The organism is Snuella lapsa, assembly GCF_039539345.1.
GTDB lineage: Bacteria > Bacteroidota > Bacteroidia > Flavobacteriales > Flavobacteriaceae > Snuella > Snuella lapsa.
Map to the genome: position 1 here is coordinate 1 of NZ_BAABCY010000035.1, position 13707 is coordinate 13707.

At 35.2% G+C, this 13707-nt stretch carries 13 protein-coding genes; 7 read left to right on the top strand and 6 right to left on the bottom strand.

The window, feature by feature from the left end:
• Positions 1 to 197 precede the first annotated feature (197 nt).
• On the top strand, positions 198 to 683 hold the full coding sequence (locus tag ABD792_RS06940; protein ID WP_345005146.1) for a GNAT family N-acetyltransferase: 486 nt from the start codon (positions 198 to 200) through the stop codon (positions 681 to 683).
• Between the two features lie 113 nt (positions 684 to 796).
• Positions 797 to 1564, top strand: a complete 768-nt coding sequence (locus ABD792_RS06945) for a M48 family metalloprotease (RefSeq protein ID WP_345005148.1) — start codon at positions 797 to 799, stop codon at positions 1562 to 1564.
• A gap of 57 nt (positions 1565 to 1621) precedes the next feature.
• Here the strand turns inward: ABD792_RS06945 and ABD792_RS06950 are convergent, their stop codons facing one another.
• Complete coding sequence (locus tag ABD792_RS06950) at positions 1622 to 2014, bottom strand: ankyrin repeat domain-containing protein (protein WP_345005149.1); 393 nt, start codon at positions 2012 to 2014, stop codon at positions 1622 to 1624.
• Between the two features lie 252 nt (positions 2015 to 2266).
• On the opposite strand from ABD792_RS06950, the gene gpmI reads away from it, so the two are divergent.
• The 4 genes from gpmI to ABD792_RS06970 all read left to right on the top strand — a co-directional run bounded on the left by gpmI (position 2267) and on the right by ABD792_RS06970 (position 6196).
• On the top strand, positions 2267 to 3784 hold the full coding sequence (gene gpmI / locus ABD792_RS06955) for a 2,3-bisphosphoglycerate-independent phosphoglycerate mutase (RefSeq protein WP_345005150.1): 1518 nt from the start codon (positions 2267 to 2269) through the stop codon (positions 3782 to 3784).
• Positions 3785 to 3834: 50 nt separating this feature from the next.
• On the top strand, positions 3835 to 4245 hold the full coding sequence (locus ABD792_RS06960) for a BT0820 family HAD-type phosphatase (protein ID WP_345005151.1): 411 nt from the start codon (positions 3835 to 3837) through the stop codon (positions 4243 to 4245).
• Positions 4246 to 4448: 203 nt separating this feature from the next.
• Positions 4449 to 5267 carry a type I methionyl aminopeptidase gene (gene map / locus ABD792_RS06965; protein WP_345005152.1) on the top strand — a complete coding sequence of 273 codons (819 nt, stop codon included), beginning with the start codon at positions 4449 to 4451 and terminating at the stop codon, positions 5265 to 5267.
• Positions 5268 to 5431: 164 nt separating this feature from the next.
• Positions 5432 to 6196, top strand: a complete 765-nt coding sequence (locus ABD792_RS06970) for a class I SAM-dependent methyltransferase (RefSeq protein ID WP_345005153.1) — start codon at positions 5432 to 5434, stop codon at positions 6194 to 6196.
• A gap of 9 nt (positions 6197 to 6205) precedes the next feature.
• Here ABD792_RS06970 and msrA read toward each other — a convergent pair whose 3' ends face one another.
• The 3 genes from msrA to ABD792_RS06985 all read right to left on the bottom strand — a co-directional run bounded on the left by msrA (position 6206) and on the right by ABD792_RS06985 (position 9015).
• On the bottom strand, positions 6206 to 6862 hold the full coding sequence (gene msrA, locus ABD792_RS06975) for a peptide-methionine (S)-S-oxide reductase MsrA (protein ID WP_345005154.1): 657 nt from the start codon (positions 6860 to 6862) through the stop codon (positions 6206 to 6208).
• A gap of 275 nt (positions 6863 to 7137) precedes the next feature.
• Complete coding sequence (locus tag ABD792_RS06980) at positions 7138 to 7917, bottom strand: zinc ribbon domain-containing protein (RefSeq protein ID WP_345005156.1); 780 nt, start codon at positions 7915 to 7917, stop codon at positions 7138 to 7140.
• Positions 7918 to 7920: 3 nt separating this feature from the next.
• Positions 7921 to 9015, bottom strand: coding sequence for a Nif3-like dinuclear metal center hexameric protein (locus tag ABD792_RS06985; protein WP_345005157.1), 1095 nt, complete (start codon positions 9013 to 9015; stop codon positions 7921 to 7923).
• A gap of 393 nt (positions 9016 to 9408) precedes the next feature.
• Between ABD792_RS06985 and lpxK the strand changes: the two genes are divergently transcribed.
• Positions 9409 to 10419 carry a tetraacyldisaccharide 4'-kinase gene (gene lpxK / locus ABD792_RS06990; RefSeq protein WP_345005158.1) on the top strand — a complete coding sequence of 337 codons (1011 nt, stop codon included), beginning with the start codon at positions 9409 to 9411 and terminating at the stop codon, positions 10417 to 10419.
• Here lpxK and ABD792_RS06995 read toward each other — a convergent pair.
• Together ABD792_RS06995 and gap are read right to left on the bottom strand one after the other, a co-directional pair.
• Positions 10416 to 12659 carry an ATP-binding response regulator gene (locus tag ABD792_RS06995; RefSeq protein ID WP_345005159.1) on the bottom strand — a complete coding sequence of 748 codons (2244 nt, stop codon included), beginning with the start codon at positions 12657 to 12659 and terminating at the stop codon, positions 10416 to 10418. The two genes, lpxK and ABD792_RS06995, sit on opposite strands and share 4 nt — an antisense overlap.
• A gap of 29 nt (positions 12660 to 12688) precedes the next feature.
• Entirely contained in the window at positions 12689 to 13705 is a 1017-nt protein-coding gene (gene gap, locus ABD792_RS07000; protein ID WP_345005160.1) for a type I glyceraldehyde-3-phosphate dehydrogenase, read from the bottom strand.
• Between the last annotated feature and the right edge of the window lie 2 nt (positions 13706 to 13707).

Here is a 13707-nt window from a genome sequence, read left to right on the forward strand (position 1 = left end):
TTAATATACTGAATATCAATATAATAAACTAAAATAAAAACACTTTTTTCTTATCCGAGATTCACGTTAATTTACTAACCAAGGGGATTACAGAATTAATCTGTTCTTTTTCAATAATTTTAAAAGAGAAAGCCATGCGTTTATTTTTTGAATGAAGATAAATAATTTATGTAAACAGTCTCTAAATTTTGTTAAGTTTGAAAGAGCTAAAACAATATGGTTTGGGAAAAAATAGCCATTTAGAATATGTGATTCGCCTAATAGATACCATTAGTGTTTATAAAGTGAGACAGCCTGTTTTGAGAAAGGGAAGGCCTATAGAGTCCTGTGTTTTTGAAGGCGACGAATTGGAAACAACCGTACATGTAGGTGTATTTATAGCTGGCGAGCTAGTTGCGGTTAGTTCTTTTTTAAAGAACAAACATGATAAGGTTTTAAGTGATTGTCAATACCAATTAAGAGGTATGGCTGTTTTGGAAAGTTTTCAAAATAAAGGATTGGGAGGTATTATGTTAAATTACGGAGAGCAGTTGTTAAAAAATAAATTGACAGATGTTATTTGGTGTAATGCAAGGGAAGTGGCACTGAACTTTTATAAAAAGCAAGGGTATACCATTGTTGGAGAACCATTTGATATAAAAGGTATTGGTTCGCACTACACCATGAGGAAATTTTTGATTTAAGCAGTGACTCAAATGTAATTTTGTGTCTAAAGTAATAGCGTTTGGTTATTAGTATTTTTGGTAAAAATGAAGACCGTCGTTTTTTTGTAATTTTAGTATCGTTATAAATGTCAATGAGAGGAACAAAATTAAAACTTCGTTTGCTGATTGGTTTGGCAATAGTAGCATTTGCTTTTATAAAACGATGTAATAGCAAAGAAGTTAACCCTTATACAGGGCGTGTGCAAACCATTAACATGACCTCGGAGCAGGAAATAGCTATTGGTATCGATAATAGAGACCAGATGGCGCAGCAGCATGGAGGTTTGCACCCTAATAATACATACCAGGCTTTGGTAGATCAAGTAGGGAGTAAGTTAGTTAATAACAGTATGGCCAAAGAGACACCCTATAATTATGAGTTTCACTTGTTGGCAGATGAAAAAACAATAAATGCTTTTGCCTTACCTGGAGGTCAAATATTTATTACTTATGCGTTGTTTTCTAAATTAGAAAACGAAGATCAGTTAGCTGGTGTTTTAGGGCACGAAATAGGCCATGTGCTCGGGCGACACTCGGCAGAGCGTATTGCAGAAAGTGATTTTTGGCAAACTGTTACAACGGGCGCATCGGTTGGTGCCGACATGGGAGGCCTAGTAGGGAATATTGGTCAACAAACCTTATTACGTAACGGACGTGGTGACGAGTTGGAAAGTGATGATTTAGGTGTGCGTTTTATGATAAAATCGGGGTATGACCCTAACGAAATGATAGGGGTTATGGAAATATTGAAAGCAGCAGCAGGGCCCAATCGTGTTCCTGAATTTCAAAGCACACACCCCGATCCAGATAACAGAATCGAAAAGATTAAGGCGTCTATCAAAAAATATAAAAACAAATAAAAGAGCCTTGTTTCCAAGGCTCTTTTTAGTGACTAACTCAAAATAATTATTACTTAATTATTTTTTCTTTTTAGCAAGAGCTTCTTCAATGATAGCGAAGCTTTCATGGGCTTTGTGTAATTTGGCATATTTTTTTGCTGTCATTCCTTTGTCCGATTTAGTCTTTAAATTGGCTCCTTTAGCAATCAATAGCTTTAAAATTTTTGTTCTGTTGTACTTAGCCGCGTACATAGCAGGTGTCATACCATTAGATTTCTGGTTAACATCAGCTCCAAGGTTGATAAGTTTAGATACCGTTTCTAAGTCCCCTTTGGCAATCGATACACAGAAAGGGCTTACTTTAAAAACAGTTTTTGAATTGTTAACAGGAGTACTTTTTACTGGGGTTGCATGTGCCGTTACAATAGAGAAACATAATGCGATTGCTGAAAGAATGATTGTTTTTTTCATGATGAAAGGTTTTAATTTGATTAATTGATTTGTTTTTTTGATATAATAAAGAGACGATAAAAACTTTAAACTGTTACACAAGGAAATGTTATATAACATATTTTTAACGTTTTTTTTAGAAATCATTAGGAGTTCGAAGTGATTTTTGCAAACTCAAAAAAAGCTAATAAAATAAGGTCTTTTAAGGAGTGTTAGCTGCTTTTTTTTGATAAACTTCGTTATCTTTGAACTCTATTAAAATCGTCATAAAAAATGAACAAAAAAGTCATCTTAATGATTCTTGATGGATGGGGAAATTCACCAGATCCAAAAGTATCAGCAATCGATCATGCCAATACCCCTTTTATAGATTCTCTTTATCAAAAGTATCCTTATGCAACCTTAAGAACCGATGGTTTGCACGTGGGATTACCCGAAGGGCAAATGGGAAACAGTGAAGTAGGACACATGAACTTAGGGGCTGGCCGAATTGTATACCAAGATTTGGTTAAAGTTAACCTAGCAGTTAAAAACAAAACGTTAAACAACGAAGCTGTTTTGGTTGATGCGTTTAATTATGCCAAAGAAAATAACAAAGACGTGCACTTTTTAGGTTTGTTGAGCGATGGCGGTGTGCACTCCCATATTAATCATTTATTAGGATTAATAGATGCAGCAAATGATTTTGGTCTTAAAAATACATTTGTACATGCGTTTACCGATGGCCGCGATGTTGATCCAAAATCAGGATTTGGGTTTATAACCGAGTTGGAAGAGCATATAGGTGCTACAAATACAAAATTAGCAACTGTTACAGGACGTTATTATGCAATGGATAGGGATAAGCGATGGGAGCGTATAAAATTGGCTTACGATGCAATTGTGAATGGTATAGGGGCAAAAACTACCAATGCTACAGAATCAATTCAAGATAGTTACGATAATGATATTACCGATGAGTTTATCAAACCAATAATTATGACAGATGCGTCGGGAACACCTGTAGCACAAGTTAAAGATGGTGATGTTGTTATCTTTTTTAACTTTAGGACCGATCGCGGACGTGAGCTAACCGAAGCGTTGTCGCAAAAAGATTTCCACGAGCAAAACATGCATAAGCTGGATTTGCATTATGTAACCCTTACTAATTATGACGATACCTATAAAGGTATTAATGTTATTTTTAATAAGGAAAACTTAACCGAGACTTTGGGTGAAGTATTGGAAAAGCATAATAAAAAGCAAATCCGTATAGCCGAAACAGAAAAGTATCCACATGTAACGTTCTTTTTCTCGGGTGGTAGAGAAGAGCCTTTTGAAGGTGAGAATCGTATCCTGAGAAATTCTCCTAAGGTTGCTACTTACGATCTACAACCAGAAATGAGTGCTTATGAATTACGAGATGCTTTAGTGCCCGAATTGGAAAGTGAAGAAGTGGATTTTGTGTGCTTGAATTTTGCCAATGGTGATATGGTAGGACATACAGGTGTTATGGAAGCAGCAATTAAGGCGTGTGAAGCAGTCGATGCGTGTGTTAAAGATGTCGTTACAACAGCATTAAATCATGGTTATACAACCTTGCTTATTGCAGATCATGGGAACTGTGAAACAATGATTAATCCAGACGGAACACCTAACACAGCACATACTACAAATCCTGTGCCTGTTGTTTTAATCGATAATGAATTAACACAAATAAAGGATGGTATATTGGGAGATATGGCACCAACTATTCTTAAATTAATGGGCGTTGAGCAGCCTGAAGCCATGACTCAGCATAGTTTGGTGTAATCACCAAATAAATTATTGTACTTTTGTGTTATACACAAGTCGGTAATTGCATGAACATTGGAAACAGACTTATTATAGCTGTCGATTTTGATGGTACTATTGTTGAGGATGCGTATCCAAAAATAGGAAAGCCCAAGCTTTTTGCATTCGAAACCTTAAAGCGATTGCAAGAAGATGGGCATCAACTTATTTTATGGACCTACAGGACGGGTGATGCACTGGAAAAGGCAGTTCGGTTTTGTAGTGACCATGGTGTTGTGTTCTATGCAGTAAATAAAAGCTATCCAGAAGAACAGTTTGGGGATACTTTAAGTAGAAAAATCCATGCCGATTTGTTTATCGATGATAGAAACATAGGAGGTTTTGTTGGCTGGGGGGAAATATATCAAATGCTTACCAATTCAACTCCTGTACCCAATCAAAAAAAAGGTGTACTTTCCAAACTTTTTAATAGACGTTAAAAAACAGTTTATGCAATGTTTGCGTGGGTAGCTATATGTTGTTAAGCCAGGCTTTAATTGTCCTTTTTTTTGACGTACTCTGTGCTTTTATTGTACGCCTGTTTCAGTAAAAGATGTTTTGTTGAAGTCTTTTTAGGTTAGAAATAAAGCGTGAGACCATCCAAAATGTTTATTTTAAGTATCTTTGCCCTTATTTTTTTAATATGATTGTTATAAAGACCAAAGAAGAGATAGAACTAATGCGTGAAAGTGCTTTAATAGTATCTAAAACACTAGGCGTATTGGCAAAAGAAATAAAACCAGGTGTTACAACGTTGCAATTAGATAAAATAGCAGAGGAACACATTCGTGACCACGGAGCAGAGCCTGGATTTTTAGGACTATACGATTTTCCCAATACACTTTGTATGAGTCCCAATGCACAAGTAGTTCACGGTATACCTAACGGAACCCCTTTGGTTGAGGGAGACATTATTTCTATTGATTGTGGTGCTTTAAAGAATGGATTTTATGGGGATCATGCCTATACATTTGCAGTAGGTGAAATAGATAAGGAAACCGAAAAATTACTGAAGGTAACTAAAGAATCCTTATATGTGGGCATTAGGGAATTTAAACTAAACAATCGTGTTGGCGATGTAGGCTATGCTATACAAAAACACTGTGAAAATCATGGCTATGGAGTGGTTAGGGAATTGGTAGGTCATGGATTGGGAAGGAAAATGCACGAAGATCCAGAAATGCCTAATTATGGAAAACGCGGACGAGGCAAAAAGTTTGTGGAAGGTATGGTAGTAGCTATAGAACCCATGATTAATATGGGGACACACCGTATTAAACAGCATAGGGATGGTTGGACTATAACGACACAGGATAATAAACCAAGTGCGCACTTTGAGCACGATGTGGCTATAGTAGATGGAAAACCAGAGCTCTTGTCTACCTTTGCCTATATATATGATGCTTTGAACATTGAGAGTAATGAAGAAGATGAGTTTCGTAAGAAAGCCCTCATGCTGTAAGCCATGTGTAATTACGTTTTGAGTCTGGCAAGACGTACTTCTAAAAGCTATAAAAGGCGTTTTGTTACAGACCAATATGATAGCCTATATAGCTCAAGTGTTAACCAACTGTAGTTACCAGTGTTTTTGTTCAACAAGGGACAACTATAAAAAAATGTGATCTTTTGAAAAGCCTTTTCAAACTGATATTGAATGTTATTCCCAGGCCCTTTTTAATTAGGTTGAGTTATATAGTACGCCCTTTTCTGGAGTTCTTCCTAAAGGGTGACACTTATACTGATCCAATAGACGGTAAAAGTTTTAGGGCATTCCTGCCTTATGGCTATGGTAAGCAACGTAACAATGTGTTGTCGCCATCTACACTGAGTTTAGAACGTCATAGGTTATTGTGGTTGTATTTGAAAAGAAAAACGGATTTCTTCACTAAAGATCATAAAGTATTACATTTTGCCCCGGAACAGGCTTTTTATAAGCGTTTTAGGCGCATGGATAATTTGGATTATACAACTACCGATTTAAAGTCACCTCTAGCGGATGTGAAAGCGGATATTTGTGACCTTCCTTTTGATGACGGTATTTTTGACGTGATTTTGTGTAACCACGTGTTAGAGCATATTCCAGATGATACTAAAGCTATGTCGGAGTTATATAGGGTTTTAAAGCTGGGGGGAATGGCCGTACTTCAAATTCCGCAGGACTTGTCGAGAGAAAGTACTTTTGAAGACGATAGTATTACTGATAAAGCAGAGCGAGCCAAAATATTTGGACAATACGATCATGTTCGTGTCTATGGGCGCGATTACTTTGATAAGCTTAGGCGTATAGGTTTTAAAGTCGATGAGGTTGATTTTGCATCATCGCTAACAGATGATGAGATTAAGAAGTATTCTCTTGTCAAGGATGAAATTATTCCAGTTTGTTATAAATAACACTTTCCCCTAATGTTCTTCTTTTAAAAGTTCTGGAAACTTTGCTTTAAACCTGTTTAATCTAGGAATGGATACTTGTCTTACATACGAATTGTCTGGATGTAGCCGCTCGTAATTTTGATGATAAGCTTCGGCTTCCCAAAATTTTTGAAAAGGATAGACCTCTGCCGCAATCTTTGCATTTAGCTTTTTAGCAAGGGCTTCTTTTTTTTGTATTATAATTTGCTTTTGCTCGTTGTTTTGGTAAAAAATAATTGACCGGTATTGCGAACCGTTATCTGGTCCTTGTCCGTTTACTTGTGTTGGGTTTTGAGAACCAAAATAAACATCGACTAAGGTTTCAAAGCTTATGATCTTTGGGTCGTAAATAACTTCAACGGCTTCGGCATGTCCAGTCTTTCCCGTATTACTCTTTTGATAGGTTGGGTTATTGGTGTGTCCGCCAGAGTAACCAGAAATAACTTCGTCAACTCCTTTTATGCTTTCGTATATGGCTTCAACGCACCAAAAACATCCACTTGCAAAATAAGCGCGTGCTTTTCCTTTTTGTATGGGTACTTCTACAGGTTTAGGGATTGTGGCCGTTTGCTTTTTATTTTTGGTTTGTGCCGTATTTTGACAACTGCATAAAAAGATAAGAAAAAGAGAGGCGAACAGATGTTTCATACGTTTAAAATTTAGTTAATATATTGATTTTATGTTGATTATAAAATTGAGAGTGTGTGCAACCGCTTTGCTTTCACATTAAAAATTTTAAACATTTCTCTTTTGTGAAAAAATGCTTGAAGTTTATTAATGTTCGTTTCATTTGGGTTTGTTTTATTAATTAGGACATATAGTCGTACTAAATTATAAAACCTTAGCATATTTGGCTTAAAATTGCTTAAAAATAAAAAAGCGCTCAAAAAATGAACGCTTTTGAAATGGTGTTATTATAAAACTTATAGTTTAGAAAATAATTTTTCCATTTTAGCTTTTTGCTCTTCGGCAAGAACAGCATCAACTAAAATACGACCACTATGCTCATCGGTAATAACTTTTTTACGAGAAGCAATTTCAACCTGTACTTGTGGTGGAATGGTAAAGAAAGAACCTCCAGAAGCACCTCTTTCAATTGGTACAACGGCTAAACCGTTCTTTACGTTATTTCTTATTCTGGTGTAAGCAGAAACCAGACGGTCTTCAATTTGCTCCTTGTATTCTTCAGATTTAGCAATTAGCGCAAGTTCTTCTTTTTCGGTTTCTGCTAATATTGCATCTAATTCACCTTTTTTGTGCTTTAAATGGTTTTCACGCTCTTTTAAGCGTTCTTTCGTTTCAGCAATAACCTCTTTCTTTTGTTCTATTTGAGCTTTGAACTCCTTAATGTGTTTTTCTGCCAATTCAATCTCCAACTCTTGAAATTCAACTTCCTTTGTAAGTGAATTGTACTCTCTGTTATTCCTAACATTTTTTTGTTGTTCGCTATACTTTTTTATTAAAGCTTTAGCTTCTTCAATAAGATTTTTCTTTCCTAAAATATCGTTATCTATAACGTCTAAATTAGCTACAAGTTTTTCTAATCTTATATTTAGTCCGGCAACTTCATCTTCTAAATCACGAACTTCCAAAGGAAGTTCTCCACGAACATTTCTAATTTCATCTATACGAGAATCGATGAGCTGTAAATCGTATAGAGCTCTTAAGCGCTCTTCTACAGTTACTTCTTTCTTTTTAGCCATACTTTAAAAATACTTAACAGGATTGGTGTTTGTCTTTGATAAAACGATTGCAAAATTAGTAATTTTTTTTGTAAGATACTCAACTAAAAGATTTTTTGTGAACTGTTCGCTTTCATAATGTCCAATATCTGTTAAAAGAATGCTGTTTTCTGCCGAAAAAAAGTCATGGTATTTAAGATCGGCAGTTATTAGAGCATCTGCACCAGCAGCTTTGGCAGCAGAAATTGCAAAACTTCCAGAGCCACCTAAAACAGCGACTTTTTTTATGGGGTTGTCCAATAATTTTGAATGCCTAATGCAATTGGTTTGCATTTTGTCTTTCACATATTTTAAGAAATCTTGAGGAGATAATGCAGTATTGAATTCTCCAAGCATTCCCATGCCTATGTGCTGGTTAACATTTTCTAAAGTTGTTACTTCGTAAGCTACTTCTTCATAGCTATGCGTTTTAAATAGGGTTTTTAGAATTTGTTGTTCCAAATGTTTGGAGAATGTAACTGTTATTTTGGTTTCATCTTCTTTATGAATTGCGCCTATTTCTCCTTTTGTTGGCGATGCATTTTCGTTAGCGTTAAAGGTGCCAAAGCCATTTACGTTAAAACTACAGTCGTCATAATTCCCAATGCGACCAGCTCCGGCATTAAATAAAGCAGCTCTAAGTGTCTCGGCCTCGTCTATCGGGGCATATGTGGTAAGTTTTTTTATAGTTTGCTTTTGGGGAATTAAAATACGTTTGTTGGTTAATTCCAATTGGTTGCAAATCATACTGTTTACACCTTGAAATGCGTTATCAAGGGCGGTATGCATACTGTAAATGGCAATATCATACTTGATAGCTTTCATAACAGTGCGCTCTACGTAAGTTTTGCCCGTTAGCTTTTTTAAGCCCTTAAAAATGATAGGGTGAAAACTAACAATTAGGTTACAGTTTTCTTGTATGGCTTCATCTACAACGGACTCAAGTGTGTCTAGGGTAACGAGGATGCCTTTTATGGGTATGTTTTTGTTGCCTACCAAAAGGCCTACATTGTCAAAATCTTCTGCGTAGTTTAGTGGTGCTAGTGCTTCCAGATAGTTAATAACATCCTGAACAGTCATAATTGCGTATTGTTTATGACCAAAGATAAAAAATTACACTCACCAGTAAATATTTATTGCCGATTAGTTATAGTTGTGGGGGAGTCTTTTTTTGATCTTGCTATTTCTTAAAAATGTTTCGCCTTAATATAGCCATCCAAAAGATTGACTTAAGATATCTAACTTTTAGATTTAAGAATTAAACGGATTTATTTTCAGTAAGTTGAAATTTATGTCTTTTAAAGGGAGGCTTTTATTTGACAATGAAATGGTATTGCTTCAAAAGTTTAGAATGTTATTGGTTTGAATAAATTTCCTTTTAAAAAAGAAAGACAGGGTGACTTCTGGCTTTTAATGCTGGAATAATTGCTATATTGGTCGCTTGTAATTGTTTATTTAATTGATTTTGTCGCTTTGAGGCTGTACAGAAAGATATTCTTCCCCTTTGTCCCAGTGTATTACTCGGTTACGTGCTTGCGAAACAAGTTGTATGATTTGAATGTTAAATCGTCTGTGTCGTATGATTTTCCAGTTATTTGTGTTGGAAATTTAAGTGTAGGAGGTACGGGAAAAACGCCTATGATAGAGTACTTGATCCGATTTTTAAAGGATGAATATTCGGTAGCTACTTTAAGTAGGGGGTATAAACGCAAAACCAAAGGATTTCAATTAGCAGATATGAATGCTTCTGCAGCTACTTTGGGAGATGAACCTTTTCAATTTTACAACAAGTTTAAAGACACCATTAAGGTGGCGGTTGATGAAAAAAGGGTTAATGGAATTAAACAATTAAGGGCACTTGCGAATCCTCCAGAAATTATTTTATTGGATGATGCTTTTCAACATAGAAAAGTTAGGGCAGGGTTTAATATATTGCTAACAACTTTTAGTGAACTATTCACGAAAGATTTTGTTTTGCCAGCTGGTAATTTAAGGGAGCCTAGAAAAGGGGCTAGGCGTGCTGATGTGATTGTAGTTACAAAATGTCCTGAAAATATAACTGATACGGTTAAACGCAATATTTTAGAGGAGATTAAACCAGGAGCACATCAAACGGTTTTTTTTAGTACTATCCAGTATGCAGGTAAAGTTGAGTCGGAAAAAGAAAGTTTGAGTGTTGAAAGCTTGCCCGCATTTACATTAGTGACTGGTATAGCCAAGCCAAAGCCTTTAGTACAATATCTTAAGGATAAAGGTTTAAAGTTTGATCACTTAAACTTTAAAGACCATCATGCGTTTTCTGAACAGGATGTTGAGGATTTTGCAAACAGAGACCTTATCATTACCACAGAAAAGGATTATATGCGGTTGAAACAGTATGCTGTTTTAAAAAATAAATTGTTCTATTTGCCAATTCATGCTACTATAGATAACGCTTCTAATTTCAATCAATTAATCAAAAACTTTGTTGGCCAAAAAAATTAAGCACTGGCGGAATTTGTTTTTTTAGAGGATAGTGCATTAAAAAGTTTTTTCTCAAACTCTTCTTGTTTAAACGGTTTCGGAATGATATCAGTGAATCCAGCTTCGTCAAATTCATGCATTTTATCTTCAATGGTTACCGCAGTAAGCGCAAAAATGGTAAGTTCTTTATCAAAAGTTCTAACTATTTTCGTCGCTTCAATACCACTAATCCCTGGCATATGGATATCCATTAAAATGATGTCGTATTTGTTGTTTTTTATCATATCTACAGCTTCTTCTCCATTATCAACAACATCACAACTAAGTTTCATTTTGGTTAGAATCTTTTTGGTGATCATTTGGTTTATTTTGTTGTCCTCAACGACCAATATTTTTACGTTAGTAAGATCTAATTCGTTGGTTTCTCCATTAAAGTAGTTAGCTGTTTTCTTTTCGTTCTTGCTTTCTTCTTGTTGTGTGTATTCAAGAGGAATTTCAAAGAAGAAGGTTGTGCCTTTATCCAATTCACTTTTTAAGTAAATTTTTCCTTTTAATATTTCAATAAGTCCTTTTACAATGGAAAGGCCTAAGCCAGTACCGCCATATTTTCTGTTAATTTGAATAGAGCCTTGTGAGAAGCTTTCGAACATATGGTCTTGCTTCTCTTTACTAATACCAATGCCATTGTCTTCTACCTCGAACCTTAGTGTATAGATACTGCCCTTCTCTTGAATTTTATAAACGCGAATCCAAATATCTCCGTCTTTTGTGAATTTAATAGAGTTTCCTATTAAGTTAATGAGTATTTGGGAAATCTTTAGTTGGTCGGCAATGAAGTTTTCGCCTAGATTTTTATCGTAATCAAAATGGATTTTGATGTTGTTGTCTAACGCGGAATTATTTAATGCCAGAATGATATTGTTGATTTTCTTTTTCAAGTTGAAGGCTTCGGGTTCTATCTCTACCTTGTTGGCTTCAATTTTATTTATCTGGAGAATATCATTAATAAAGGTTAGGAGGTAATCTCCAGAAAACTTTAAGGATTTTAAATGTTGTATTTGTTCTGGTTTAGGGTCTTCGTCCAATAGCATGTTACTAATTCCCGTTACGGCGTATAACGGTGTTCTTAATTCGTGGGTTACCGTCGATAAGAAGTTTGCTTTGGTTTTTGAAGCCAGTTCGGCCTTTTCTTTAGCAATAATAAGCTCACCATTTTTTTTATGGAGCATATTATTGGTTTTTAGTCTGATATTGTTGTTTTTATATAGTGATAGGGTTAATAAGGACAGAATCGTTATAAGTGCTACACTAAGAATGGATATTAGGGTGTTTAATTCTTTGTTGTCTTCAGATTCCTCTAATTTTTGGGTAACTTCTTTATTCTTTTCCCTTTCTTCATTCAATAAATGCTCCATTTCCTCATCTTTTGATAAATTGGCATGTTTCAAATTATCTATGGAGTCGGAAAGTTTAATATGAGCTCTCAAATAATTGGTTACTTGTTTATGGTTACCCAGATTTTCGTTTATATCACTAAGAGTTATGTAAGCTTCGTCTAGTATAACAGAAAACTTATTGTCTTTAGCTATTTTAAGGCCATTGTTTCCAGTTGTTAGGGCATTTAGGTTATCTCCTAATTTATGGTATACTTTCGCTTGGTTAATTAAAGCATTGCTTTGAATATCTAATAAATTGTATTTTGAGGCACCCGCTATTGCCTTGTCGAATGCTGCTTTTGCCTCCTTATATTTATTAAGACTTATATAGGTTTTTCCCTGTAAAAGATATATTTCGGCCAAATTTTCGTTCATGTCTTCTTGTTCAAAGAGCGATTTAGATGACCTGTAATAGTCTAATGCTTGGCTATGGTTGTTTTGGGCTGCATAGACTTCGCCAAGAATTCTATAGGAATGTGCTAGGTTAACGTAATCATTGGAAAGGCGTTGTATCTCTATGGCTTTGTTAAGTGATTTTATGGCTTTGTTGTCTTCTTCAATAATAAGCTGTAGTTTTCCTTTATTGGAATAGACTATGCCTGTACTTTTTTTATCTTCTAACTTTTGGGCTAGATTAAGAGCTTCATTAAGGTGTTTTTCGGCTTTATAATAGTTGTATTTTTCCAATTCTGAATGCGATTGGGCAATACGGTAATCAATGTTGTTTTGGAGAATTTCAGGGTCTTCATCAATAGAATTTTGTGAAGGCACACTAAAACTTAACAGCATTAAAAATGCAACTATGTAGTTATCGATTTGGGACATTATTATTTAATTAGTACCGACAAATATAATCATTTTGTCGACAAAATACATTTTTTTTCCGATAAATTGCACATTAGGTCAATAATTCTTTTAGAATATCCCGTTTCATTATCGTACCAACCTATAATTTTTACCATGTTTCCAATAACCGATGTCATTTGAGAATCGAATACGCAAGAATGTTTATTTCCTATTATGTCTATAGAAACAATAGGATCCTCTGTGTATTCTAAGATACCTTTATAGTGATTTTCTGAGGCGCTTTTAAAAGCATTGTTTATATCGGTAATAGAAACTGTTTTCTTAACGTTAAAGGTAATATCTGTTAATGAGCCATTAATAACCGGCACACGGATACCGCAGCCACCAATAACATTAGAGAGGTCAGGAAATATTCTGGTAAGGGCTTTAGCTGCTCCAGTAGTGGTAGGGACTATAGATTGTCCAGCTGCTCTAGCTCGTCTTAAGTCGCGATGTGGTTGGTCGTGCAAACTTTGGTCTGTTGTAAAGGAGTGAACCGTTGTTATGTAAGCTTGGTCAATGCCACAAAGAGTATTGATAATGTCAATCATGGGGGCGGCATTATTGGTGGTGCAGGAAGCATTAGATATAATATGTTCTGAACCATCTATACTTTGGTCATTTACTCCCATAACAATCATTTTAATGTCCTCATCTAGAGGAGGTACACTTAAAATAACGTGTTTGGCTCCATTTTTTATATGGTTTTGTAAGTCGGTGGTTGTTTTAAACTTACCAGAAGATTCAATAACAAAATCTATGTTAAATGGCGACCAGTCTATTGCTTCAGGGTGTTTGAAATTACATAAAGGGATTGGGACGTTGTTTACAATAATATTTTGGAAATCATAAGAAACACTCCCATTAAACAGCCCATGAACGCTGTCGTACTTTAGTAAATGACTTAATGTTTTAGTGTCGGCTAAGTCGTTTATGGCGACTACTTCTATGTCTTTATGGTCTTGTAGTAATCTAAATACGCGTCTGCCTATTCTGCCAAACCCATTTATTGCAACGCGAATCATGA